The sequence below is a fragment of the Thermocatellispora tengchongensis genome (assembly GCF_014202315.1).
GTDB classification, from domain to species: domain Bacteria; phylum Actinomycetota; class Actinomycetes; order Streptosporangiales; family Streptosporangiaceae; genus Thermocatellispora; species Thermocatellispora tengchongensis.
In genome coordinates, this window is sequence record NZ_JACHGN010000003.1 from 445,612 (window position 1) to 469,968 (window position 24,357).

Genomic DNA, 24,357 nt, shown 5'->3' on the forward strand with positions numbered 1-24,357 from the left:
GACGCAGGCCGCGGGGACGGTCACGAGGCGGGTCCCGGGCGACGGCAGGAGGGACGGGGCTGGACCCAGTTCGGCCCCAGGCCCCCGGCCGCCGGCGGATTCCGCGCGGTCAAGGGCCCCCAGGGCGCCCCCACCACCACCCCACCCGCCCATGGCACGCCGACCCCGGAAACCGCACACCCGGCCGCCACGGCGGGCGCGCCGAGCGGCCCGGGGGCGGGCGTGCCGAGCGGGACGGGGGCGGGCGTGCCGAACGGGCCAGGCGCGGGCCTGCCGAGCGGGCCCGTCGGCGCCGGTACGACGGCGGCGGACGCGCCGACCGCGCCGCTCGGCCCGGGTGGGCCGGGCGCGTTCGGGCCCGGCACGCACGCGCGCCCGGCCGGGGACACGGCCGGCGCCCACGCTCACCCGGTGGGGGACGGGGCTCGTGGTGGCCAGGCCCGCCCGATCGGGGACACGGCGGGCGTGCACGCGCTTCCGGCGGGGGATGCGGCGGGCGTGCACGTGGGCCCGGCAGGGGGTGCGGCGGGCGTGCACGCGCGTCCGACCGGGGACACGGCGGGCGTGCACGCGCTTCCGGCGGGGGATGCGGCGGGCGTGCACGTGGGCCCGGCAGGGGGCGCGGCGGGCGTACACGCGCGTCCGACCGGGGACACGGCGGGCGCGCATGCGCACCCGGCGGAGGGGGCGGCGGGCGTGCACGCGCATCCGGCAGGGGATGCGGCAGGTGGGCAGGCGCGGCCCGGGGGTGACACCGCCGCCTTCCCGTTCGCCGGCATTCCGGGCGCGGACCCGCACCAGCACCGGCGCGGCTTCGGGGGCTTCGGGGGATTCGGGAACTTCGGCGGGTTCGGCGGGGCCGGTGGCGGGGCGCGCGGGGCCGGGGGGCGGGCCGGGCGGAGGGTCGTGGCCGGGCTCGCGCTGGCGGCGGTCGCGCTGGGCGGTGGGGTGGCGGGGGCCTTCGCCGCCACCGCGATGAACGGCGACCGGCCGGTGGTGTCCAGCCCGGTGCTCAGCCCCGCCTCGAACCAGTCGGGCACCACGGTGGCCGACGTGGCCGCGGCCGTGCAGCCCTCGGTGGTCTCGATCACCGCGGGCGACGCCGAGGGCTCGGGGGTCATCCTGAGCGCCGACGGGCTGATCCTGACCAACAACCACGTCGTCTCCGGGCTCGGCGACGGCGGCGACGTCACGGTGAGGTTCAGCGACGGCAAGAGCGCCAGGGCCACGGTGAAGGGCACCGATCCCAGCACCGACATCGCCGTGCTCCAGGCGAGCGGCGTGTCCGGGCTCACCCCGGCCGCGCTCGGCGACAGCAGCAAGCTCAAGGTCGGCGACTCGGTGCTCGCCATCGGCAGCCCGCTGGGCCTGGAGGGCTCGGTCACCGCGGGCATCGTCAGCGCGCTCAACCGCACGGTGACGGTCGGCGGCGATCAGCAGCAGCCCGACCTGCCGCCCGGCTGGGGCCGCAACCAGGACCAGCGGGCCGCCACGCCGACCACGATCGGCGGCGCGATCCAGACCGACGCGGCGATCAACCCCGGCAACTCCGGCGGCGCCCTCGTCAACGCCTCGGGCCAGGTCGTGGGGATCAACTCCGCCATCGCCACCAACGGCGGCGACGGCAATATCGGCGTCGGCTTCGCGATCCCGATCAACACCGCCAAGCAGATCGCGGACCAGCTCATCAGCGACGGCACGGTCAGCCACGCCTTCCTCGGGGTGGGCGTGAGCGACGCCGCAGACGCCGCCGGCAACGCCGCCGGCGGTGGGACGGCGGGCGCGCTGGTCGGCTCGGTGAGCTCCGGCGGCCCCGCCGAGCAGGCCGGGATCAGGCAGGGCGACGTCATCACCAAGATCGGCGATCAGAACGTCACCGGCGCCGACGACGTCATCGGCACGGTGCGCGGCCACAAGGCCGGGGACAAGGTGTCCGTCACGTACGTGCGCGACGGGCAGACGCACACGGTCACCGTGACGCTGGCGGAACGGGCCGAGGAGGAGTAAAACCGGGGAGCGGGGTGTGCCGCCGGCGTCGCTGCGGAGCCGGCGGCACACCCGTGTCCGTGCCCGCCGCGGCTGGGCGCCGGTTGAAGTGCGTGCCCGGTGGGGGTGCTGTGTGATGTGCGTGCCTGGTGGGCCGTCGGCTGGTGTGCGTGTCTGCTGAGGGCGGTGGCTGAAGGGCGGTGGCTGAGGGGCGTGCCCGGCGGGGACGCTAGCTGAACCGTACGCCCTCGTCGCGCCGGTACGCCCACACCGCCGCGGCGCCGGCCGCCGCCGTCCACACGGCGAGCATGACCATGGTCACCGGGGCCGGGGAGACCTCGGGCGCCACCGCCGTCCACACCAGTTCGACCGCGCCCCGGCTGGGCAGGTACGGCGCGATGGCCTGGATGAAGGCCGGCGGGTCCACCGGGCTGGAGAGCAGCCCGCCGCCCACCGCCATGGGGAAGAACACGAGCTGCGTCACCGCGATGGCCGCCTTGGACGGCAGGGCGTAGCCGATGGTCAGGCCGAGCAGCGTGAACGGCACCGAGCCCGCGGCGAGGGCCGCGAGCCCGAGCAGCAGCCGCAGCGGCGTGACCGCCGCCTCGGTGAAGACCGCGGCGATGATCAGCACCGGCACCACCGACACGCCGATCATGGCCAGCCCGGCGATGATCCGCCCGGCGAAGCGGGGGAAGGGCCCGGCGGGGAGCGTGCGCAGGTAGGGGTCCCACGGCTGGGCCCGGTCCTCCGCCACGCCGATGCCGAAGGTGAACAGCGAGGTGGACATCGCCGCGAACGTCGTCATCGACGCCGTCGCCAGGGTCGCGCCCACGGGGTGGTCGCCGGCGAACGGCACCACGAAGAACAGCATCGCGGCGGCGGGGAAGAACGTGCTCCCGATGACGGCCATCGGGATGCGGATCTGCTCCAGAAGCTGGTACTTGGCGTGTGCCAGGACGAGCGCCATCTCAGGGGGTCCTCTCGGGGGTCAGGCGGCCGGGGCGTCGTGCACGCCGGCGGCGGAGGTGATGGCGAGGAACGCCTCCTCCAGGGACGTCTGGCGCACCTCCAGGCCGGAGAACGGCACGGAGGCGAGCACCAGGGCGCGCACCAGCTCGTCGGCGTCGGAGGTGAGCAGTTGGACGCGGTCGCCCTCGCGCTGCTCGCCGATCACCCCCGGCAGGCCGCCGGGGAGCGGGGCGGGGGTCGTCAGGCTCACCCGGCGCACGCCGACCATGCCGCGGACGTCGTCCACGGAGCCGTCGGCGAGCACCCGGCCGCCGCCGATCACCACCACACGCTGCGCCAGCGCCTCGATCTCCTCCAGGTAGTGGCTGGTCAGCAGCACCGTGCCGCCCTCGGCGTGGAAGCGGCGCACGCCGTCCCACAGGGTGCGCCGGGCCTCGACGTCCAGGCCGGTCGTGGGCTCGTCCAGGAACACCAGCCGCGGGTCGCCGGTGAAGGCGAGCGCGACCGCCAGGCGGCGCTTCTGCCCGCCCGACAGCCCGCCGATCTGCCGCCGCGTCAGGTCGGCCAGGCCGAAGCGGTCGAGCAGCGCCTGCTTGCTCACCGCGCTCGGGTAGTGCGCGCTGACGAAGTCCACGCACTCGCCGACCCGCAGTGCCTGCGGCAGCCCGGTCTCCTGCGGTGTCGTGCCGATCCGCACGCGCCGCGCGGGGTCGCGGGGCGAGCCGCCGAACAGCTCCACCAGGCCGGAGGTGGGGCGGCGTAACCCCGCGAACAGGTTGATCAGCGTGGACTTGCCCGCGCCGTTCGGGCCGAGCAGCCCGACGAGCTCCCCGGCGCGGATGTCGATCGACACGCGGTCCAGCGCGACCACGTCGCCGTAGCGGCGGGTCGCCTCCACCGCGCGGGCCAGCGTTTCGGTCATGCGTTCCTCCCCGTCTCCGCCGTGCCGAGCAGCTCCCGGATGGCGGCGGTGTAGTCGTCGAAGGCGGCACGGCCCCTGCTGGTCAGCGCGACGTACGTCACGGGGGTGCGGCCCTTGTGCGTCTTGACGATCGAGACGTAGCCCGCGTCCTCCAGCTTGCTGAGGTGCACGGACAGGTTGCCCGCGGTCATGTTGAGCAGGTCCCTCAGCCCCGGGAAGGCGATCTGGTCGCCCTCGGGCAGCGCGTTCAGCGCCACCACCACGCGCAGCCGCGCCTGCGCGTGGATCACCGGGTCGAGTTCCCTGAAGCCGCCCTCCCCGGCTCCCCGGCCGCCGCCGTCGCGCAGGCGTTCGCTCACGCCCCCGCCTTCCGCCACCGCCTGTGCTCGACGAGCCCGGCCACGATGAAGCCGCCGCCGCAGCACACCGTGGTCAGCAGGGCGTGCCAGCCGGGCCCGGCCATGGTGCCGACGATGTTCACCGCGAGGATGCCGACGCCGATGAAGAACATCGTCCAGTGCCGCCACACGGCCCCGCCCGCCATGTACAGCACCCCGATGACCAGCAGCGAGAGCGCCGACCACAGCAGGCCCGCCTCCCGGTCGTCGAGCCGCCCGACCGCCACGAACCGCGAGGCGATCGTGCCCGACGTGAAGAAGGCGACGCTCCACGAGATGCCGTACATCATGCCCCGGTCCTGCGACACGCCCCGGACGCTGATGCCGGTGCGCAGCCCCAGGAACACCGTCACCGCCATCGCCACGGCCATGGCCGCCAGCAGGATGCCCGTCGCCACCCCGGACGGGATCGGCACGTACGGCTCGCCGGTCAGCCCCAGGCGCAGGAACAGCACGCCGAACCCGATCGTCCAGGCCACGCCCCACGGCACGTACATGAACAGCGGGTCGGGCTGCAGCCGCCGCCGCACCTGCCCCCGCTGCTCCTCGATCAGCCGCAGCGCCTCGCGGGGATGCAGCACCCCCTCGCCGTTCTCGTCGTCGCCGGCCACGGCTCACTCCCATTCACATCGCAAACAGGTTTGAACCGTAAACCACACTGTGCCGCCAACTCAACCCCCGGCACGGTGAGGAGGCCGTACCGGCGGGGCTCAGCGCCGGGTGAGCGACTCGGAGCGGTAGAGGTCGCGGTAGTAGCCGGGGGCGGCCAGCAGGGCGGCGTGGGTGCCGCGCTGGGTGATGCGGCCCTGTTCCAGCACCAGGATCTCGTCCACCTGGTCCAGGCCGTGGAGACGGTGGGTGACCAGAAGGGTGGTGCGGCCGTGGGTGGCGTCCAGGAGGTCGGCCATGAGGGCGTCGGCGGTGGGCTCGTCGAGGGATTCGGCGGGCTCGTCCAGCAGCAGGACCTCGGGGTCGTAGAGCAGGGCGCGGGCCAGGGCCAGGCGCTGGAGCTGGCCGCCGGACACGGTGCGGCCGTCCTCGCCGAGCTGGGTGTCCCAGCCGGTGCGCTCGACCCAGCGGTCCAGCCTGGCACGGCGTACGGCGCGGGCCAGCTCCTCGTCGCCGGCGGACGGGCCGGCCAGGCGGAGGTTGTCGCGGAGCGTGGTCTGGAAGACGTACGGGTCCTGGGTGAGGCCGGTCACGCGCTCGCGGACGGACTCGGGGGTCATGGCGGACAACGGGACCGCCGTGCCGTCGGCGCCGCGCAGCACGACGGTGCCCGACTCCGGGTCGATCAGGCGCATCAGGACCGCGAGGAGGGTGCTCTTGCCGGCGCCGCTCGGGCCGACCAGGGCCACCCGGCGGCCGGGGCCGAGGGTGAGGGAGACGCCGTCGAGCGCGGGGGCGCGGTCCTCGCCGTGGCGTACGACCAGGTCGCGCACCTCGATGGTCAGCGGGCCCGGGGGAGGGGCGGCGGGCGCGGCCGGCTCGGCGACGGCGGGAGGCGTGGCGCGGATCTCGCGCAGGCGGCGCAGCGCCTCGGTGACGCCCGCCAGGCGCTCGGCGGCGGCGGCCAGCGGGAGCACCGGTTCGAAGGCCACCAGCGCGGTCAGGGCGAGCACGGTCGTGCCCACCCGGCCGAGGCCGGCGGCGTTCGCGGCCAGGACCACGCACAGCACGGTCGCGCCCTGCACCAGGGTGCCCACGGCCAGGGCCATCGCGTGGGTGCGGGCCCGGCGCCGCTCCAGGGCGGCCAGCCGGTCGTCGGCGCGGGCGGCGTCGGCCAGCGCCCGCTCGCCCGCCCCGTACGCCGCCAGGTCGGCCGCGCCGTGCACCAGGTCGGCCACCCGGGCCGCCAGCTCGGCGCGGGCCGGGGCGATCCGGGCCGACCAGCGGCGGGCGGCGGCCCCGGTCGCGGCGGGCAGCAGCACCCCGGCCGCCGCCAGCCCGGCCAGCATGACCAGCGCGGCGGCGGGCAGCACCGCGAACCCGATCGTCACCGCGGCGACCGCGGTGGCCAGTGCCGCCACGGCCGGGAGCAGGCACCTGACCAGGAGGTCCTGCACCGCGTCGGTGTCGTCCACCATGCGGCTGAGCAGGTCGGCGCCGCCGTGGGCGAGCGGCCGGGCCGGGATCAGCGCCCGGTAGAGCCGTTCGCGGGTCGTGGCCTGGGCGCGCAGGGCCACGTCGTGCCCGGCCAGCCGTTCGGCGTACCTGAGCACGCCCTTGCCGGTGGCGAACGCGCGCACGCCCACGATGGCCACGCTGAGCGCGGCCAGCTCGGGACGCTCGGCGGCGCGGGTGATCAGCCAGGCGGCGCACGCGATCAGGGCGAGCCCGGCCAGCTCGGCGCCCGCGCCGGCGAGCGCGGCCAGCGCCAGGCGGGTGCGGGAGAGCGGCGTGACCGGGGGGAGGCCGCCGGGCTCGGCGGACGCCGGGCGGCGCGCGGTGTGCTCGGAGGTGGCGGCGGTCATGACCGGCCCTCCGCCGCCGGGACGGCGGGCCTCGGCGGGGGCGGGCCGGTCACCCGGCCCTCGGACAGGTGGATCACCCGGTCGGCCAGCTCGATCATCGCGGGCCGGTGGGCCACGACGACGGCGGTGCGGCCCTCGGCGAGGGCGGCGGTGGCCGCGACGACGGCGGCCTCGCTGCGGCCGTCGAGCCGGGCCGTGGGCTCGTCGAGCAGCAGCACCGACGCGCCGGGACGGCAGAACGCGCGGGCGAGCGCGATGCGCTGGCGCTGCCCGGCCGACAGGTCGGCCCCGCGCTCGCCGAGCACCGTGTCGTAGCCCTGGGGCAGCGCCTCGACGAACTCCGCGGCTTGCGCCGCCTCGGCCGCCGCGCGCACGTCGGCGTCGCCGGCCGCCTGGGCGCCGAGCCGGATGTTGTCGGCCACGGAGGCGGCGAACAGGTGGGCGCGCTGCGGCACGAAGGCCAGCCGGGCCCGCCAGGCGTCGAGGTCGAGCGAGGCCAGATCGACCCCGCCGACCAGCACCCGGCCCTCGGCCGGCCGGACGAAGCCCAGCAGCAGGTGCAGCAGCGTGCTCTTGCCCGCGCCGCTCTCGCCGACCAGCGCGACCCGCTCGCCGGGCGCGATCGTGAGCGACACGTCGCGCAGGGCGGGGTCGTCGCGGCCGGGGTAGCGCACGGTGACGTGCTCCAGCCGGATCTCCGGCACACCCTCGGGCACCTTCGCGGCCCCGGCGGCGCGCTCCGGCCCGCCCTCGGCGTCGAGCACCGCGAACGCCTGGTCGGCGGCGGCCACGCCCTCCATGGAGGCGTGGAACCGGGTGCCCATCACGCGCAGTGGCAGGTACGCCTCGGGGGCGAGCAGCAGCACCAGCAGCCCGGTGTGCAGGTCCAGCGAGCCCGACAGCAGCCGCAGCCCGATCGGCACCGCGACCAGGGCCAGCGACAGCGACGCGGCCAGCTCCAGCACCAGCGAGGACAGGAACGCCACCCGCAGCGTGCGCATGGTGGCGCCGCGGTGGGCGTCGGCCACCTGCTTGATCACGCCCGCCTGGTAGCGGGCGCGGCCGAAGGCGCGCAGCGTGGGCAGGCCGCGCACGACGTCGAGGAAGTGGCCGCCGAGCCGCGACAGCGCGTGCCACTGCCGCTCGGTGACGGCCTTGGTGTGCCAGCCGACCAGCGCGCCGAAGACCGGGATGAGCGGCAGCGTGACCAGCACGATCACGGCGCTGGCCAGGTCGGCGGCGAACAGCCGGGCCAGCACCGCCACCGGCACGATCCCGGCGACCGCCACCGCGGGCAGGTAGCCGGTGAGGTAGGGGTCGAGCGCGTCGAGACCGCGCCCGGTCAGCGTGACCAGCTCGCCGGAGCGGTGCCGGGTCAGCCGGGCGGGGCCGAGGTCGTGCAGTCGGCCGAGCAGCCGCCGCCGCAGCGCGGACTTCACGCCCCCCGCGGTACGCCCGGCCGCCACGCCCTGGACCCAGCCCAGCAGCGCGCGCACCGCGATCACCCCGGCGAGGACCCACAGGGCCGACGGCGCGAACCCGCCCGACAGCACACCCGCCAGCAGCTCGGCCTGGGCCAGCACGAGCAGGCCCGCGAGCACCGCCGCGGCCAGGCAGAGCGCCAGATGCCGGGCGACGGCGCGCTCGGCCCTGATCAGTCGCAGGAGGTCCTTGTGCATCCGGTCCGGCTTCTTCCTGGGGGGCGGCATGGGGGACGGGGGTCAGAAGAACGACGTCGAGCTCGTGGCGCGCGTTGAGCCGAACGTGCGCCACACCCATACTTGCGCAGCCACCACGAGGGGTGCGAACGGGCCCACCGTCAGGGCCAGCGTCCCGAGCGTACCCGGGTCGGCGGCGTGGCCGAGCACGCCCGGGGCCGCCGCCAGCAGCGGCACGAGCGCGGGCAGCGCGGCCAGGAGCGCCGAGCCGGCCAGCGCCCGGCCGGTGCGCGGCGGGCGCCCGGGGAGCGCGCCGCGCCAGGAGGCGAAGGTGCGGCCGTGGTGGGCGAGGACGGCGGCGACGGCCGCGGCGTACAGCAGGCCGCCGAGCACGCCCAGCGGCGGGCCGGCGAGCCCGCCCGCGATCCCGGCCAGCGCGAAGCCCCAGGTCACCGCCAGGCCCCAGGAGCCCAGGCACAGGGCGCCGTCCCAGAAGGCGCGCCACGCGGCTCCCCCGGCCCGGCGCCGGAACCACAGCCCGGCGTCCCGGACGATCCACGACACCAGCAGGGCCACGACCGCCCAGTACAGGCCGGACAGCACCTCGCCCTCCAGCGCGGGGAACGCGCCGAACAGCACGCCCGCCGCGGCGATCAGCCAGACCTCGTTGGCCAGCACGAACGGGGCCATCGCGGCCACGATCCGGTCGCGGCCGGGCCGGCCGGAGGCGCCGGCGCCGCCGCCGAGCACCGGGAGCAGCATGCCCGCGCCGATGTCGAAGCCCTCCAGGGCGAAGTAGCCGGCGAGGAGGAGCGCCAGCACGGCGTACCAGAGGATGTCCATGGGCTCGCCTTTCTAGTGGCTCAGCGCGGGGGCGGGGGAGGGGTCGGGCGCGCCGTCGTCGCGGGCGCCGAGGAAGGCGCCGGCCGGGCCGCGCCGCACGGTCTTGACGATCAGGGCGTAGTCGACGATCGCGAGCGCGCCGAGCAGCAGCGTGAACGCGGCGAACGAGCCGGTGATCATCGCCGGGGTCAGGCCCGGGGTGAGCGCGTCGGCGACGGTGAGCTTCCCGTTGATCATCCATGGCTGGCGGCCGACCTCGCGGGCCAGCCAGCCCAGGATCGAGGCCACGAACGGCAGCGGCGTCATCAGCATCAGGATCGGGTGGGTCCACCGCCAGCGCGGCAGCCAGTACACCACCGGGAGCAGGAAGAACATCATCGCCAGCATGAACAGCTCGCCGATGAGGATCATGAAGCCGAGCGAGACGGCCGGGGCGCCGCCGTCGAACTTGTCCGGCTGGTAGTCGCTGAGCGCCGCGAACTGGGCGAAGCCGAAGCCGGAGGTGACGAAGACGCCGATCCCGGCCCACACGATGCCGAGCCGCATCGAGGTGGCGAAGAAGCCCTGCTCGGGATGGCGGCGCAGCAGGTGGTAGGCGCTCGCGCCCACCACGACGAACCCGCCGGTGAGCATCGCGGCCCCGGCCACGTGGGGCAGCGCGAAGACCAGCGCCGGGTTGGTGAGCAGCGCGCCCACGTCGGTCAGCGCGAGGTGGCCGTCGCGCGCCACCGCGCCGGCCGGGTTCTGCAGGAAGGCGTTCGCCACCATGATCCAGTACGCCGACGCGTACGCCGTGAGCGTCACCATCCAGATGCACGCCAGGTGCGCCCACTTCGGCAGCCGGTGCCAGCCGAAGATCCACAGGCCCAGGAAGGTGGACTCCAGGAAGAAGGCGACGAGGGTCTCGGTGGCGAGCGGCGGGCCGAAGACCTCGCCCGCGTAGTGGGACAGCCCGCTCCAGCTCAGCCCGAACTGGAACTCCATCACGAGCCCGGTGAACACGCCCAGCGCGTAGTTGATCACGTAGATCTGGCCCCAGAAGCGGGTCATCCGCTCCCACACCGGCTTTCCGGAGACGGCGTGCCAGGTCTGCATGATCGCCACCAGGGGGGCGAGGCCGAGCGTCAGCACGACGAACAGGAAGTGCAGGCTTCCCGTCACCGCGAACTGCGACCTGGCCAGATCGAGGACGTCCATCGCGTGTCAACTCCGTCAGTGTGTCTGTCTACATATAGAGAGCCTACATGTAGACTGCCTACATGACGAACCGGGATAGGGTTGGGCCGTGAACACCGATGCGCTCCGCGGGCATATGGACGCCCTGCTGCTCTCCGTCCTTGAGCACGAGCCGTTGCACGGTTACGCGATCATCGAGGCGCTGCAGGAACGCAGCGGCGGCGTGCTGTCGGTGCCCACGGGCACGGTCTATCCGGCGCTGCGGCGGCTGGAGCGGATCGGCTACCTCGACAGCGAGTGGGCGACGGTCGGCGGGCGCAGGCGGCGCACGTACCGGCTGACCGAGGCGGGGCGCAAGGCGCTGGCCGGCGAGCGCAGCGCCTGGCAGACCTTCGCGGGCGCGATCGGCAGCGTGCTGCTGCCCCGCCGCAGCCCGTCGCCCTGAGGGCTACGCGGTCGTTGAGAGGTCTTGAGGTCGTTGAGTCGCGGGCTACGCGAGCGCGGGGCGGGGCCTGCGCGACAGCGCCAGGCACCGCGCGGCGCTGTGCAGTTGCCACGCCTGCATGCCGCAACTGAGCACGCTCGCCACCACGCCGGGCACGTACGTGCCGAAGCCGGTGTGCCCGGCCGACATCAACGCGATCGACATGCCGGTCGTGAACGGGAGCTGGCACCACACCAGCAGGCCCAGGGCCCGGGTCACCGTGCGCGCCCTGGGCGCGAACCGGCGGCGCGTGCCGCGGCCCAGGGTGACCAGCGCGACGGCGGCGACGAGGCCGGTCAGGATCTGCGCGATGTCCAGCGCCCGCGCCACCGGCAGGAACCACCACGGCTTGTGCTCCACCGGGCTCATCGTCACGATCTCCGGCCAGAACCGCCAGATCAGGCTCCACATCAGCGTGACCAGCGGCACCGACAGGAACAGCAGGGCGGCCGTCCTGCGGCCCTGCCCGGCCAGCAGCTCCTCCTGGTAGCCCGGCGCGATCTCCTCCACCGGGCCGAACTCGGCCACGGCCAGGCTCTCGGCCTCGGCCCGGGACATGCCGGACGCCTCCAGGGCCTCGGCGGTGTCCACCAGGCTGTCGCGCGCCTCGACGATCATGTCGTGCCGGGCGCGCCGGGGGCCCCGCAGCTCACGGCCCAGCTCGCGCACGTAGTCGTCGATCAGGCCCGCGCTCGCCATGCTCTCCCCAGTCTCGATCCGGCCCGTCGCCCCGGGCGCCGCCTCCAGCATGCCGATCGGCACCCCGGGCCGGAATAGGGGACTACCCTGACCCGTCCCGGTAATCGTCCCCGAGAACAGGGCTCGCGGGGACGGAGGTGCCCTGCAGAACCTCCGGAGTGCGCACGCTGCTCGGGCTCGGCCGCGCGGGCGCGCGCACGGCGTGCGAGGCCGAGGTCACCATCACGAACCCGGCCGCGACCGCCGCGATCAGCGCCGACCAGCCCAGCGCCCGCCGCATGCGCAGCCCGTAGCCGCACACCAGCCAGTACGCCGCCAGCAGCCACCGCCCGGCGCCCAGGCTGGTGAGGCGGCGCACCTCCATCGCCCCGAAGGCGAAGTCGTCGGCGGTGTGCGCGTCGTCCAGGGCCTTGCTCAGGCCGCGGTACAGGAACGCCAGCTCCTCCGCGGCCGACGGCGGCGGGGCGGCCGGCGGCCGGACGCCGCTCAGTGCCTCCTCCGCGCGCGCCAGGTCGCGCTCCCGCCGTCCGCGCCTGTCTCGCGTCCCCCGCCCGTCTCGCTTGTCTCGCTTGTCTCGCTTGTCTTGCCGGTCGCGTGTCCGCCGTCTGTCCTGCCGCTCGCGCCAGTCGCGCCAGTCGTTCTCGTCGGCCAGCACCCGCCGCGGCGACGACCAGCGCAGCGGCGGCCAGCGCAGCCCGACCCGCACCCCCTTGGGCGTGGTGGGGAACACGCAGCCGGACAGGCTCACCCCCTCGGGATGCCGCAGCCCGGAGAAGCGGCACGCGCTCAGGTCCACGCCGGTCAGCGTCAGCCGCTCGGCCTCCACCCCGCGCAGCGACAGCACCCGCGCCGAGCCCCGGCCGGTCAGCGTGCCGCCGCCGCGCAGCACCGTGCCCTCCAGGTCGGCCTCGCCGTCGGTCAGGCGCAGCGTCAGCGGGCCGGTCACCTGGGCCGCGCGCAGGTCGATCGCGCAGCCGTGCGCCTGCACGTCCAGGCTGCCCGCGGCCCGCGCGCCGGTCAGCGCGAGCCCGCACCCGGCGCTCGCCGGCGACAGGTACGTGCGCGCGCCGAACCGCGTGGCCTCGAACCCGGCCGGGCCCTGGAAGACGGCCTTGCGGAAGGACGCGGCCCGCTCGAAGCGCACCCCCCGGAACGACGCCCCGGCGGCGAACACGGCCTGGTCGAAGGCGGCGAACCCGTCGAACCGGGCGCCGCGGAAGGAGACGGTGCGCCCGAAGCGGGACTCGCCGAACAACGCGTCGCGGGCCACGACGATGCGTTCGAAGGCGGCGTGCCCCGCCACGGTGACATCGTGAAAGGACAGCTCGCGGGCGAAGCGGACCTCGCAGAAGGCGACGTTGCCGGCGAAGCGGGCGCCGTAGAACGTGGCGAGCCGGTCGAAGCGCGCCCGGCCGAAGGAGGCGTCGCCCTCGAACACGGCGCCGCAGAAACGCGCGTCGCAGGCGAACTCGGCCCGCTCGAACCGCGCCCGGCCCATGCGGGCCCGGCCGCGGCCGTCGTCCAGGGCGGCCATGACCCGGCCGAGGAGGCGGGCGTCGATGACGACGCCGCGGAGGTCCAGCCCGGATCCGGGGGACAGCGCGCGGACGGCCGAATCCAGCTCGGCCGCGTCGAGGTGGGCCATGCACCGGTCGTACGGCGCGCACACGGCGCCGCGGCAGTCTGGCGCGGCGCAGGTGACCCAGTCGATGTCCAGGGGGAGAGTCCTCGCCATATGGGAAGCTATACCCCGACTCTGCGGGCGATCTGAGGATGGCGTACCAGATTTCGCTGTCAAGCCTCCTAAAGAACAGACTTGGTGCTACTCGTAGCGCGAAACTGCCAATTTTTCAGATTTAACCGATACGCCAGGTTCAGTATGGGATTTGGCGGGTGATCCAGTCCTACGCTCCCGGCATGCGTGCTTTAACCCGGGCGTACGCCGCCCTCGCCGCCGCCGGCCTCGTGGCCACGGCGGTGGCCACCCTCTCCACGGTGCCGGCCGCGGCCGAGCCGGGCGCCGTCGTCATCAGCCAGGTCTACGGGAGCGGGGGGAGCGCCGGCGCCCCGCTGAGCAACGACTTCGTCGAGCTGTTCAACCGCAGCGGCGCCGAGGTCTCCCTGGACGGCTGGTCCGTCCAGTACGCCAGCGCCACCGGCACCGGCGCCTTCGGCGCCAACCCGGTCACGCCGCTGAGCGGGACGCTCGCGCCGGGGGCGTACTACCTCGTGCAGCTCGCCGGGGGTTCCACGGGCTCCGCGCTCCCCGCGCCCGACGCCACCGGCACCGCCAACATGAGCGGCAGCTCGGGCAAGGTCGCGCTGGTCCGCTCGGCGACCGGCCTGGCCTGCAACGGCGGCTCGGCCCCCTGCTCGGCCGACCAGCTCGCCCAGATCGCCGACCTCGTCGGCTACGGCACGGCCAACTTCTTCGAGGGCACGGCCGCGGCGCCCGGCCTGAGCGCCACGACGGCGGGGGTGCGCGCCCAGGCGGGCTGCGCCGACACCGACGACAACGCCGCCGACTTCGCCACCGCCGCCCCCGCGCCCCGCAACACCGCGACGCCCGCGGCCCCCTGCGGCACCGGCACGCCCACCCCGACGGTCACGCCGACCCCGACGCCGACCCCGACGCCCACGCCGACCGGCGACCCGTGCGAGGTGGCGCCCACCCACGAGATCGCCCAGGTCCAGGGCTCCGGCGACAGCACCCCGCTGGCCGGGCAGCGCGTACGCGTCGAGGGCGTGGTCACCGGCGACTTCCAGGGCACCGGCCAGCTCAACGGCTTCTTCCTTCAGGACCCGACCCCGGACGCCGACCCGGCGACCTCCGACGGCCTGTTCGCCTTCGCCCGCGCCTCGCTCAAGGACGTCAAGGTCGGTGACCGGGTCCTGGTGAGCGGCACCGCGACCGAGTTCAACGGCTGGACCGAGCTGTCGCCGGTCACCGCGGTGGACGTGTGCGGCACCGGCACCATCAAGCCCGTCGTGCGCACCCTGCCGCGCCCCGCCGGCACCACCTTCGAGCCCCTGGAGAACGTGCTCGTCACCTTCCCCGAGCCGCTCACCGTGACCGAGCACTTCGAGCTGGGCCGCTTCGGCGAGGTCACGGTCTCCTCCGAGGGCCGCACCTTCCAGCCCACCGAGCGCGAGGGCGTGGACGCGGACGAGAACGCGCGGCGCATGCTGCTCATCGACGACGGCTCCACCGTGCAGAACCCGGAGACGGTGCCCTTCACCACCCCGCACGCGGTTCGCGCGGGCGACGCGGCCTTCGGCATCACCGGCGTCCTCGGCTACGGCTTCGGGTCCTACCGGCTCCAGCCGACCAAGCCGATCACCTTCCTGCGCACCAACCCGCGCCCGAAGGCGCCGTTCCCGGTCTTCGGCAACGTCCGGGTGGCCAGCCTGAACACGCTGAACTGGTTCACCACGCTCGACTCGCGCGGCGCGAACACCCCCGAGGAGCAGCAGCGCCAGCTCGCCAAGCTCGTGGCCACGCTCAAGGGCCTCAACGCCGACGCCGTCGGCCTGATGGAGGTCGAGAACAACGGCCAGACCGCGCTGAACGCGCTGGTGGACGCCCTGAACGCCGAGGTCGGCGCGGGGACGTACGCGGCGCTGAGCCACCCGTACCCGGGCACCGACGCGGTCCAGGTCGGGATCATCTACAAGCCCGCCAAGCTCACCCCGGTCGGCGAGGCCAAGTCCTCCACCGACCCGGTCTTCCGCCGCCCGCCGCTGATCCAGACCTTCCGCAAGGCCAAGGGCGGCGAGAGGTTCACCATGCTGGTCAACCACTACAAGTCCAAGCGCTGCGACGACGCCACCGGCCCCGACACCGACCAGGGCGACGGCCAGAGCTGCTACAACGCCGAACGCGTCCGCCAGGCCAAGGCGACGCTCGCGCTGATCAAGGACCTCAAGCTGCCCAACCCGCTGGTCCTCGGCGACCTCAACGCCTACAGCGAGGAGGACCCGATCGACACCCTGGAGGCCGGCGGCCTGACCAGCGTCACCAAGAAGCACGTCCCGGCGAGCCGGCGCTACAGCTACGTCTTCGACGGCCTGTGGGGCGAGCTGGACCACGCCATGGTGGGCAAGAACCTGCTCAAGCGGGTCACCGGCGCCACCATCTGGCACGTCAACGCCGACGAGCCGCTGATCCTGGACTACAACACCGAGTTCAACCCGCCGGGCCTGTACCGGCCCGACGCCTACCGTTCCAGCGACCACGACCCGGTCCTGGTGGGCCTGCGGCTGTGACCGCGTGACCCCGGGCCCCCGCCGCGCCGTCCGGCCGGCGGGGGCCCGCTTCCCGCGAGGGTGCCACCGGTCCCCCAGGCGTGGAATGCTGGGCGGGGGAAAGCGGTTTGAGTAAAGGCGAAGAGCGCCGAAGAGACGAGGAGCCACTGGTGGCGACCATCGCGGTAACCGAGAAGAACTTCAACGAGATTGCCGACCAGGGCATCGTGCTGCTGGACTTCTGGGCGGCGTGGTGCGGGCCGTGCCGCACCTTCGGCCCGATCTTCGAGAAGGCCTCCGAGAAGCACCAGGACATCACGTTCGGCAAGATCGACACCGAGCAGGAGCGCGGCCTCGCCGAGGGCTTCGAGATCACCTCGATCCCCACGGTCATGGCCATCCGCGATGGCATCGTGGTCTTCGCCCAGCCCGGCGCGCTGCCCGCGCCGATGCTGGAGGACCTGATCTCGCAGGTGCGCGCGCTCGACATGGACCAGATCCGCAGCGAGCTCGCGGCCGAGCTGAACGGCGGCGAGCAGCAGAACTGAGGAAGGGGAGCGGAGACGCTCCCCTTCTCTCGTCGCGCCCCTCGGGAGAGGCCGCCTCGCGGAGGAGCCGCTCTCCCGGAGGAGCGGCCCTCGCGGAGGAGCCGGCTTCCGGAGGAGGAGCGCCCCTCGTGGAAGGGCGGCCCTCAGGAGGAGCGGTACAGCTCGGCGACCCGGAAGGCGAGGTCGAGCGACTGGCCGCGGTTGAGCCGGGGGTCGCAGGCGGTCTCGTAGCGCAGGGCCAGGTCGTCCTCGACGACCGGGTGGCCGCCGCCCACGCACTCGGTGACGTCGTCGCCCGTGAACTCGATGTGGATGCCGCCGGGGTGGGTGCCGAGCGCGTGGTGCACCTCGAAGAACCCGGCGACCTCGTCGAGCACGTCGTCGAGGCGGCGCGTCTTGTGGCCGCTGGGCGCCTCGAAGGTGTTGCCGTGCATCGGGTCGCACACCCAGGCCACCTGGGCGCCGCTGGCGGTGACCTTCTCCACCAGGATCGGCAGCGCGTCGCGGATCTTGGAGGCGCCCATGCGGGTGATGAAGGTCAGCCGGCCGGGCTCGTTGGCCGGGTTGAGCTTCTCGATCAGCGCGAGCGCGTCCTCGGGGGTGCTGGAGGGGCCGAGCTTGACGCCGATCGGGTTGCGGATGCGGCTGAAGAACTCGACATGAGCGCCGTCGAGCTGCCGCGTGCGCTCGCCGATCCACACCATGTGCGCCGAGACGTCGTACGGCTGCCCGGTGCGGGAGTCGATCCGGGTGAGCGCCCGGTCGTAGTCGAGGATGAGCGCCTCGTGCGAGGAGTAGAACTCCACGGTGTGGAACTCCTCCGGGTCGGCGCCGCAGGCCCGCATGAACGCCAGCGCCTGGTCGATCTCGCGGGCCAGCCGCTCGTAGCGCTGCCCGGCCGGCGAGCCGGCCACGAAGTCCTGGTTCCAGGCGTGCACCTGGCGCAGGTCGGCGTAGCCGCCCTTGGTGAAGGCCCGGCACAGATTGAGCGTCACCGCAGCGGAGTGGTAGGCGCGCAGCAGCCGCCACGGGTCGGGCGTGCGGGCCTCGGGGGTGAACTCGAACCCGTTGACCATGTCGCCCCGGTAGGCCGGCAGCTCGACGCCGTCGCGCACCTCGGTCGGCTTGGACCGCGGCTTGGCGAACTGGCCCGCCATCCGGCCGATCTTCACGATCGGCACCCGGCCCGCGTAGGTGAGCACGATCGCCATCTGCAGCAGGGTCTTGAGCTTGTTGCGCACGGCGTCGGCCGTGGCCCCGGCGAAGGTCTCGGCGCAGTCGCCGCCCTGCAGCACGAACGCCTCGCCGCGCGCGACCGCGGCGAGTTCGGATTTGAGCTGGTCGCACTCCCCGGCGAACACCAGGGGCGGCAGCCCGGCCAGCTCGGCGACGACCTTGTCCAGCTCGGCGCGGTCGGGCCAGTCGGGCTGCTGCGCCGCCGGCAGGTCACGCCAGGAATCGAGGTTGTGTGGTTCTGCGCTCACGGGATATCAGGCTATTGCACGGCGCGGGGATAACCAGGCTCATGTCCACCTACTGAGAAGATTCTTCTACCGTGAATTCCCGGTTCACATGCTCGGGGAGCACGCCGAGCCCGATGAACAGGCCGATGAGCCGGCGCAGCGCCAGCGGCGCGCGGGCGAGCCTGGCGGGCAGCGGCAGGGCGTCCGGGCGCGTCCCGGCGAGCGCCGGGCGGATCACCCGGTTCTGCACCGTCACCTGCACGAGCTGGGTGACGGCGGCCGGGATCTGCCGCCGCCGCTGCACCCTGGCCAGCAGCGAGTCGGGCACCGGGTCGAGCACCGGCCCGCCGCCGCGGGCCCGCTGGGCGCGTACGAGCGGGGCCGCGAGCAGGTTGCCGGCGGCGATGGCGTCCTGGATGGCCAGGTTGATGCCGACCCCGCCGATCGGCGACATGGCGTGCGCGGCGTCGCCGATGCACAGCAGGCCCGGCCGGTGCCACAGCGGCAGCCGGTCCACCCGCACCACCAGCACGCTGGTGTCGGCGAAGGACGTGACCTCCTTGACCCGCTCGCCCAGGAAGGGGATCAGCTCGGCGACCGAGGCGCGGAACCGCTCCACGCCGCGCTCGCGCAGCTCGCCGAAGCCGCCCTTGGGGATCAGGTACGCGAGCTGCCAGTAGCTCTCGCGGTTGATCGCCACCATCGCCCCGCCGGGCACGATGCGCAGGAACGGCTCGGCCGGGTCGCCGGGGTCGCGGGTGATCCGGAACCACACCACGTCCATGGGCGCGCCGAAGTCGCGGGGCCGCAGCCCGGCCTCGCGGCGCACGTCCGACTCGCGCCCGTCGGCCCCGACGGTGAGCGCGGCCCGGATCTCGTGCTCGGCGCCCCCGCCCGCCGCCGACAGGTCGCGGTAGCGCAGGCCGCGTACGGCGCCGTCCTCCTCGATCAGGCCGCACGCCTCGGCCTCCATGAGCACCCGCAGGCTGGGATGGCGGCGGGCGTGCGCGACGAGCAGGTTGAGGAAGTCCCACTGCGGGACGAAGGCGATGTAGCGATAGCGGCCCGGGATCCCGGACAGCTCGGCCACCGGCGTGTACTCCGAGCCGTTGAAGAACGCCAGCCGCTCCGCCCTGCGGTGGGGCAGCCGGTGGAACTCCTCGGCCAGCCCCAGCTCGTCCAGGGCCTGGAGGGTCGAGGGGTGGATCGTGTCACCCCGGAAGTCGCGCAGGAAGTCGGCGTGCTTCTCCAGCAGCACCACATCGACGCCGGCGCGGGCGAGGAGCAGGGCGAGCATGGCGCCGGCGGGCCCGCCGCCGGCGATGACGCATGAGGTCCGCATGATTTCATCACCCACTGAATAGTCCGCACAAATCAGCGTGCCCCGCAATCCACGGCCCAACCGGCGACGAATCATCCGTGCACGGCCGAACGGCGATCATCCGATGACCGAACCCGTTTCACCCGCATCCCGCCTGCTCAAGGGAGGCGGCCCAGGACCCGAAGGGATGGCGAGAGTTGCGCACCCTGATCACGTGCCGATACCGGGCGGCCTTCCCACCTGCGGGGACGGGGCGGTTGAGAAGGGCCCGCCGGGGCCTGGAACGCGGTGGTGGACGGTGAGCGGCAGTCCATGGCAGGGCGGCTCGCCGGCGCCGGGGACGGCGGGCCGCGCGGAGGGGCTGGAGGAGCTGCTGGCCCGCGTGGCGGCGGGCGACGAGGCCGCCTTCGAGCGCGTGTACGGGATGCTCGCCCCGGCCGTGTACGGTCTGGCGCGGCGCGTCCTGCGCGACCCGGCGCAGGCGGAGGAGGTCGCGCAGGAGGTGCTGGTCGAGGTCTGGCGCACCGCCTCCCGCTACGACCCCGGCCGGGGCAGCGCCCTGTCGTGGGTGATGACCATGGCGCACCACCGCGCGGTGGACCGGGTCCGCTCCGTCCAGGCCGCCATCGACCGCGACACCCGGGCCGCGCACCGCGAGCACCGCGTCGCCTACGACGAGGTGGCCGAGGCCGTGACCACCAGGCTGGAGGGCGAGCGGGCGCGCCGCTGCCTGGACGGCCTGACCGAGCTGCAGCGCCGGTCGGTCGAGCTGGCCTTCTACGGCGGCTACTCCTATCCCGAGGTGGCAGGGCTGCTGAAGATACCGCTGGGCACCGTGAAGACCAGGATGCGCGACGGGCTGGTGCGGCTCCGCGACTGCATGGGGGTGGAACGGTGAACGACGACCTCCACACGCTGGCGGGGGCCTACGCCCTCGACGCGCTGCCCGAGGGCGAGCGACGGCCCTTCGAGCGGCACCTGGAGCGCTGCGAGCCGTGCTCGGCCGAGGTGCGCGGGCTGACGGAGACCGCCGCCCGGCTGGCCCTGGCCGCGGCCGTGCAGCCGCCGGCCGGGCTGCGCGAGCGGGTGCTCGCCGAGATCGCCACGGTGCGGCAGCTCGCCCCGGCTCCCTCCCATGGGGCCGCCGCGCCGACCGTGGTGGTGCCGCGCGCCGCCCTGGGCGGCCCCGCCGGCACGCGGGCGGCGACCGCGCCGGAGGCTGCGTCGGAGTCTGTGGAGGAGCGGGTACGCCGCCGCGCCGCGCGCCGCCGCGTCCCGTGGCGCGGCCGGGTGCCGGCCGGGATCGCCGCGGTGTCCGCCGCCGCCGCGGTCACCCTGGGCGTGGTCGCCGTGGACGCCCGCCGCGACCTCGACGCCGAGCGGGCCAGGGCCCGTACGGTGGCCGCCGTCCTGGCCGCGCCCGACGCCGCCACGGTGGTGCGCCCGCTCACCGGGGGCGGCTCGGCGACCCTGGTGGTCTCGCGCAGCCGCGGCGAGATGGTGGTCACCTCCGGCGACCTGACCCCGCTCGGCGACTCGCGGGTCTACGAGATGTGGCTGATGGGCCCCGACGGCGTCAGGCCCGCCGGGCTGGTGCCGGGCGCCAACGGCGTCAGCACCGCCGTGGTGGCCCTGACCGCCAAGGCCGAGCGCTTCGGCCTCACCGTGGAGCCGGCCGGCGGCTCGGCGCGGCCGACCACCACGCCGATCCTGCTCGCCGAGTTGCCCGGGACGCCCTGACCGCCACGGGCGGCGCGGTCAGGCGCTCAGGCGCAGGCAGGCGCGGCCAGGCCGGCAGGCCCGCTCAGGCCGTGCGCAGCCGGGCCAGGATCTCGGTGAGGTGCGTGACCGAGAGGTCGCGCACCCGGGCGTAGGACTCCTCGGGGTACTGCCGCGGCCCGTTCTCCACCAGCAGGATCAGGTACAGGTAGGCCCGGTACAGCGCCAGGCGGGTGCGCGCCGAGGGCGTCAGCTCCACGGTGCCGCCCGCCTCGCGGTAGCCGGTCACCAGGTCGTCGGTCTCGTCCAGCTCGCCGAAGATGGTCGGGGTGACGAAGTCGGCCAGCGGGTCGCCCCAGAACGAGCGCTCGTGGTCGATGATCGCCTGGATGCGGGGCGGGCCGTCGCCGAAGGTGAGGAAGACGTTGCCGGGCCAGATGTCGAAGTGCACCAGCGAGGGGGTGCGCACGTCGTCCAGCGCGCCCGCGGCGCCCTCGACGATCGCGGCGATCTCGGCGGGGGGCAGCGGCAGCGCGATGCCGTAGCGGCGCGAGTCGGCCAGCAGCGCCCGCACCATGGCCAGGAACGCCACTCGCCACGTCGGCCCGGCCGGCGCACCGCTCGGGTAGCCGTACTCGGTGCCGGTGATGGCGTTGAACCTGGCCATGTGCCCGCCCAGCTCGCGCCGGATCGCGCGCTGCTGCTCCTCGCTCAGCCGGTCGCCGGCCCGGTTCCACGGCACCCCGTCCAGGTCGGCCAGCACCAGGTAGTCGCCGCCCAGCACCGGGTCGTCGAACCCGGCCCGGACCAGCTCCGGCACCGGCACGCCCGCCTTCGCGCACAGCTCGTACACCCGCGCCTCGGTGCGCAGCAGGCCGCGCTCGTAGGTGAGCTGCTCCAGCTCCGGAGGCGGCGACAGCTTCAGCACCAGCCGCCGCCCGTCGTCGGTGGTCAGCCGCCACACCGCGTTCGCGTACCCGTCGGCCAGCTCCTCGGCCGTCACCACTCCGGCGCCGACAGCCCGGCGCACCAGCGCGTCGAGCCGGGCGGCGTCGAGCACCCGCTTGGTCCTGCTCTCCACGCGTCCTCCCTGTCAGGTGGGGGATGGCGCCGTCAGGTGGGGGATGGCGCCGTCAGAAGGCGGAGATCGTCCAGCTCGCCTCGTGCTTGTCGCCGGGGTGCAGCTCGACCAGGTCGGTGCCGGAGTTGAACGCGTCGGGCGGGCAGGTCATCGGCTCGACCGCGATGCCGGCGTGCCCGAGCCCGGTGCCGGTGCACACCTGCACCCAGGGCAGCACGGCCGGGTCCCAGCGCATCTCGACGCCGCCCGCCGGGCCGCGCAGCCTGACCGCCGCAGAACCGGTGCGGCCCGGGGTGATCGCGGTGAACGCGTGGTCCACCGCCGTGGCCCCGACCGGCCGCGCCACCCGGAAGTCGTACGGCGTGCCCGCCACGTCCTCCAGCGAGCGCGGCAGCAGCGCCTGGTCCACCAGCAGCACCCGGTCCGCCGGCACCTCCAGCTCCCACGGGTCCACCGGCCCGTCGCCCGCCAGCAGCCACGGGTGCGGCCCGCACCCGTACGGCGCCACCCGGTCGCCGACGTTCTCGGCGGTCAGCGTCGTGGTCAGGCCCTCGGGCGTGAGCGTGTAGAGGGCCTGGAGCGCCAGCGTGTACGGGTAGCCGGGGCGGGGCGCGATGGTGTGGGTCAGCCGGACGAAGCCCTGCTCGTCCTCGACCTGCAGCCACTCCACGGCCTCCCAGGGCCCCTCGGCGACCAGCCCGTGCAGGGCGTTCCCCAGGTCCTCCTCGTTGACCGGCAGGCTGTGGAGCTCGCCGCGGTAGGTGTAGCGGGCGCCGCCGATCCGGTTGGGCCAGGGCGCGAGCAGGGTGCCGCTGTAGTAGGGGATCGGGCCGCCGGGGGCCCAGCTCGTGACCAGCTCGCGCGCGCCGTGGCGGAGCACGCGCAACGCGCCCGCGCGCTCGTCGATCTCGGCGTACGCCGGGCCGCTGCGGATGGTGAACTGGCGGGACACGGGAAAGGTCCTCTCGGGTCGGGGAGGGCGGGCGGGTGCGGCCGCCACGGGCGAGATCGTATCGCCGCAGCTCGTCCGGGGGAGGTGGCGGGTCAGCGCAGCACGCCCCGGCGGATCAGGTCGCGGTACCACAGGGCGCTGTCCTTGGGGGTGCGCCGCTGGGTCTCGAAGTCCACGTACACCAGGCCGAACCGCTGGCTGTAGCCCTCGGCCCACTCGAAGTTGTCCAGCAGCGACCAGGCGTGGTAGCCCTCCACCGGCACGCCCTCGGCCATGGCCCGGTGCATGGCGGCCAGGTGGTCGCGGTGGTAGGCGATCCGGCCGGTGTCGCGCACCCTGCCGTCGGGGCCGGGGGCGTCGGTGGTGGGCAGGCCGTTCTCGGTGATCCGCAGCGGCACGGCCGGATAGTCGCGGTGCAGCCGGACCAGGATGTCGTACAGGCCCTCGGGGTGGATCTCCAGCCACTCGGCCTGGGCGACGGGGTGCTTGAAGACCCGCCGGCCGGCGCCGTCGACGTACTTGGGGTTGTAGTACTGCACACCCAGCAGGTCCACCGGCTCGGCGATGACGGCCAGGTCGCCGTCGAGCACGTGGCGGGGCATGGGGCTGCGCCGCGCGATCCACTCCATCATGTCGTCGGGGTAGCGGCCGAGCAGGATGGGGTCGAGGTAGATGCGGTTCTCCAGCCCGTCGTACAGGTGCGCCTGCTCGCGGGCGGCGTCGCCGTCGTCGGCGGGGTAGACCGGCGACAGGTTGAGCGCGGGCCCGATGCGCCGGCCGGGGTGGAGGGCGTGCAGCGCCTGCGCGGCCAGGCCGTGCGCGAGGTGCAGGTGGTGCAGCGCGACGTAGGACCGGGCGGGGTCGGTGATGCCGGGGGCGTGGACGCCCATCTGGTAGCCGGCCTCCACGACCGTCTTGGGCTCGTTGATCGTGCCCCAGTCGGCGACGTCGAGCGCGTCGAAGACGGTCTGCGCGTAGTCGGCGAACCACAGCGCGCAGTCGCGGTTCTCCCAGCCGCCCTTGTCCTGGAGGGCCTGCGGCAGGTCCCAGTGGAACAGCGTCGCGAGGGGCCGGATGCCGCGGGCGTGCAGGCCGTCCACCAGTCGCCGGTAGAAGTCCAGGCCCTTCTGGTTGACCTGCCCGGTGCCCTCCGGCAGCACGCGGGACCAGGAGATCGAGAACCGGTAGCTGCGCAGCGCGAGCGCGGCCATCAGGTCCAGGTCCTCGGACAGGAGGTGGTAGTGCCCGGCCGCCACGTCGCCGGTGTCGCCGCCGCGCACCTTTCCCGGGGTGTGGCTGAAGGTGTCCCACACCGACGGCCCCCGGCCGTCCTCGGCGGCGGCGCCCTCGATCTGGTACGACGACGTGGCCGCTCCCCACACGAAGCCGTCGGGGAATCGCAGGTTCAGCTCCATG

21 protein-coding genes are annotated in these 24,357 nt (G+C 74.6%); 6 read left to right on the forward strand and 15 right to left on the reverse strand.

The genetic code is table 11. The annotated features are described in order from the left end of the window. Positions 1-246 precede the first annotated feature (246 nt). Positions 247-2,007, forward strand: coding sequence for a S1C family serine protease (locus HNP84_RS52670; protein WP_312924127.1), 1,761 nt, complete (start codon positions 247-249; stop codon positions 2,005-2,007). A 208-nt stretch (positions 2,008-2,215) separates the two neighbouring features. On the opposite strand, the gene HNP84_RS08380 is transcribed toward HNP84_RS52670, so the two are convergent. The 8 genes from HNP84_RS08380 to HNP84_RS08415 form a co-directional block, all read right to left on the reverse strand. Beyond that, entirely contained in the window at positions 2,216-2,956 is a 741-nt protein-coding gene (locus HNP84_RS08380; protein WP_185048798.1) for an ABC transporter permease, read from the reverse strand. A gap of 21 nt (positions 2,957-2,977) precedes the next feature. Then, positions 2,978-3,880, reverse strand: a complete 903-nt coding sequence (locus HNP84_RS08385; protein WP_185048799.1) for an ABC transporter ATP-binding protein — start codon at positions 3,878-3,880, stop codon at positions 2,978-2,980. Continuing rightward, positions 3,877-4,239, reverse strand: coding sequence for a transcriptional regulator (locus HNP84_RS52675; RefSeq protein ID WP_312924129.1), 363 nt, complete (start codon positions 4,237-4,239; stop codon positions 3,877-3,879). Before HNP84_RS52675 ends, HNP84_RS08385 begins: the two co-directional genes overlap by 4 nt. Further along, positions 4,236-4,889 (reverse strand): transporter, encoded by a 654-nt coding sequence (locus tag HNP84_RS52680; protein ID WP_185048800.1) that lies wholly within the window; start codon positions 4,887-4,889, stop codon positions 4,236-4,238. The genes HNP84_RS52675 and HNP84_RS52680 overlap by 4 nt, the downstream gene beginning before the upstream one ends. 99 nt (positions 4,890-4,988) lie before the next feature. After that, a complete protein-coding gene (gene cydC / locus HNP84_RS08400) occupies positions 4,989-6,752 on the reverse strand; it encodes a thiol reductant ABC exporter subunit CydC (protein WP_185048801.1) in 1,764 nt (587 codons plus the stop codon). Continuing rightward, on the reverse strand, positions 6,749-8,431 hold the full coding sequence (gene cydD / locus HNP84_RS08405; protein WP_185048802.1) for a thiol reductant ABC exporter subunit CydD: 1,683 nt from the start codon (positions 8,429-8,431) through the stop codon (positions 6,749-6,751). The genes cydC and cydD overlap by 4 nt, the downstream gene beginning before the upstream one ends. A 42-nt stretch (positions 8,432-8,473) precedes the next feature. Continuing rightward, complete coding sequence (locus HNP84_RS08410) at positions 8,474-9,253, reverse strand: cytochrome d ubiquinol oxidase subunit II (RefSeq protein ID WP_185048803.1); 780 nt, start codon at positions 9,251-9,253, stop codon at positions 8,474-8,476. 12 nt (positions 9,254-9,265) lie between these two features. Beyond that, positions 9,266-10,450 carry a cytochrome ubiquinol oxidase subunit I gene (locus tag HNP84_RS08415; protein ID WP_185048804.1) on the reverse strand — a complete coding sequence of 395 codons (1,185 nt, stop codon included), beginning with the start codon at positions 10,448-10,450 and terminating at the stop codon, positions 9,266-9,268. A gap of 88 nt (positions 10,451-10,538) precedes the next feature. Between HNP84_RS08415 and HNP84_RS08420 the strand changes: the two genes are divergently transcribed. Then, positions 10,539-10,874 carry a PadR family transcriptional regulator gene (locus HNP84_RS08420; RefSeq protein WP_185048805.1) on the forward strand — a complete coding sequence of 112 codons (336 nt, stop codon included), beginning with the start codon at positions 10,539-10,541 and terminating at the stop codon, positions 10,872-10,874. A 45-nt stretch (positions 10,875-10,919) separates the two neighbouring features. Here the strand turns inward: HNP84_RS08420 and HNP84_RS08425 are convergent, their stop codons facing one another. Next, the gene (locus tag HNP84_RS08425) at positions 10,920-11,675 is read right to left on the reverse strand and encodes a permease prefix domain 1-containing protein (RefSeq protein WP_312924132.1); all 756 of its coding nucleotides are present in this window, start codon (positions 11,673-11,675) and stop codon (positions 10,920-10,922) included. A gap of 19 nt (positions 11,676-11,694) precedes the next feature. Continuing rightward, positions 11,695-13,347: a pentapeptide repeat-containing protein gene (locus HNP84_RS08430; protein WP_185048806.1), complete on the reverse strand. Its 1,653-nt coding sequence runs from the start codon at positions 13,345-13,347 to the stop codon at positions 11,695-11,697. A 182-nt stretch (positions 13,348-13,529) separates the two neighbouring features. Here HNP84_RS08430 and HNP84_RS08435 point away from each other — a divergent pair, with 182 nt between their 5' ends. Both HNP84_RS08435 and trxA read left to right on the forward strand, forming a co-directional pair. Further along, positions 13,530-15,878: an ExeM/NucH family extracellular endonuclease gene (locus HNP84_RS08435; RefSeq protein WP_185048807.1), complete on the forward strand. Its 2,349-nt coding sequence runs from the start codon at positions 13,530-13,532 to the stop codon at positions 15,876-15,878. Between the two features lie 149 nt (positions 15,879-16,027). Continuing rightward, a complete protein-coding gene (trxA, locus tag HNP84_RS08440) occupies positions 16,028-16,405 on the forward strand; it encodes a thioredoxin (protein WP_185048808.1) in 378 nt (125 codons plus the stop codon). Between the two features lie 143 nt (positions 16,406-16,548). On the opposite strand, the gene HNP84_RS08445 is transcribed toward trxA, so the two are convergent. Continuing rightward, a complete protein-coding gene (locus HNP84_RS08445; RefSeq protein WP_185048809.1) occupies positions 16,549-17,889 on the reverse strand; it encodes a class II 3-deoxy-7-phosphoheptulonate synthase in 1,341 nt (446 codons plus the stop codon). Between the two features lie 49 nt (positions 17,890-17,938). After that, positions 17,939-19,210: an FAD-dependent oxidoreductase gene (locus tag HNP84_RS08450; RefSeq protein ID WP_185048810.1), complete on the reverse strand. Its 1,272-nt coding sequence runs from the start codon at positions 19,208-19,210 to the stop codon at positions 17,939-17,941. A gap of 277 nt (positions 19,211-19,487) precedes the next feature. Here HNP84_RS08450 and sigK point away from each other — a divergent pair, with 277 nt between their 5' ends. Both sigK and HNP84_RS08460 read left to right on the forward strand, forming a co-directional pair. Next, on the forward strand, positions 19,488-20,087 hold the full coding sequence (gene sigK / locus HNP84_RS08455; protein WP_312924136.1) for an ECF RNA polymerase sigma factor SigK: 600 nt from the start codon (positions 19,488-19,490) through the stop codon (positions 20,085-20,087). After that, the gene (locus HNP84_RS08460) at positions 20,084-20,929 is read left to right on the forward strand and encodes an anti-sigma factor (RefSeq protein ID WP_312924137.1); all 846 of its coding nucleotides are present in this window, start codon (positions 20,084-20,086) and stop codon (positions 20,927-20,929) included. Before sigK ends, HNP84_RS08460 begins: the two co-directional genes overlap by 4 nt. Before the next feature lie 64 nt (positions 20,930-20,993). On the opposite strand, the gene HNP84_RS08465 is transcribed toward HNP84_RS08460, so the two are convergent. The 3 genes from HNP84_RS08465 to HNP84_RS08475 form a co-directional block, all read right to left on the reverse strand. Next, on the reverse strand, positions 20,994-21,989 hold the full coding sequence (locus tag HNP84_RS08465; protein WP_185048812.1) for a phosphotransferase family protein: 996 nt from the start codon (positions 21,987-21,989) through the stop codon (positions 20,994-20,996). A 52-nt stretch (positions 21,990-22,041) separates the two neighbouring features. Further along, positions 22,042-22,941, reverse strand: coding sequence for an aldose 1-epimerase family protein (locus tag HNP84_RS08470; RefSeq protein WP_185048813.1), 900 nt, complete (start codon positions 22,939-22,941; stop codon positions 22,042-22,044). A gap of 92 nt (positions 22,942-23,033) precedes the next feature. Continuing rightward, entirely contained in the window at positions 23,034-24,356 is a 1,323-nt protein-coding gene (locus HNP84_RS08475; RefSeq protein WP_185048814.1) for a GH1 family beta-glucosidase, read from the reverse strand. Between the last annotated feature and the right edge of the window lies 1 nt (position 24,357).

Bases quoted from the DNA above. Each gene is read 5' to 3' on its own strand.
- HNP84_RS08380 (WP_185048798.1), bottom strand. From the start codon at position 2,956: ATGGCGCTCGTCCTGGCACACGCCAAGTACCAGCTTCTGGAGCAGATC.
- HNP84_RS08385 (WP_185048799.1), bottom strand. From the start codon at position 3,880: ATGACCGAAACGCTGGCCCGCGCGGTGGAGGCGACCCGCCGCTACGGC.
- cydC (WP_185048801.1), bottom strand. From the start codon at position 6,752: ATGACCGCCGCCACCTCCGAGCACACCGCGCGCCGCCCGGCGTCCGCC.
- cydD (WP_185048802.1), bottom strand. From the start codon at position 8,431: ATGCACAAGGACCTCCTGCGACTGATCAGGGCCGAGCGCGCCGTCGCC.
- HNP84_RS08410 (WP_185048803.1), bottom strand. From the start codon at position 9,253: ATGGACATCCTCTGGTACGCCGTGCTGGCGCTCCTCCTCGCCGGCTAC.
- HNP84_RS08415 (WP_185048804.1), bottom strand. From the start codon at position 10,450: ATGGACGTCCTCGATCTGGCCAGGTCGCAGTTCGCGGTGACGGGAAGC.
- HNP84_RS08430 (WP_185048806.1), bottom strand. From the start codon at position 13,347: ATGGCGAGGACTCTCCCCCTGGACATCGACTGGGTCACCTGCGCCGCG.
- HNP84_RS08435 (WP_185048807.1), top strand. From the start codon at position 13,530: ATGCGTGCTTTAACCCGGGCGTACGCCGCCCTCGCCGCCGCCGGCCTC.
- HNP84_RS08450 (WP_185048810.1), bottom strand. From the start codon at position 19,210: ATGCGGACCTCATGCGTCATCGCCGGCGGCGGGCCCGCCGGCGCCATG.
- HNP84_RS08475 (WP_185048814.1), bottom strand. From the start codon at position 24,356: ATGGAGCTGAACCTGCGATTCCCCGACGGCTTCGTGTGGGGAGCGGCC.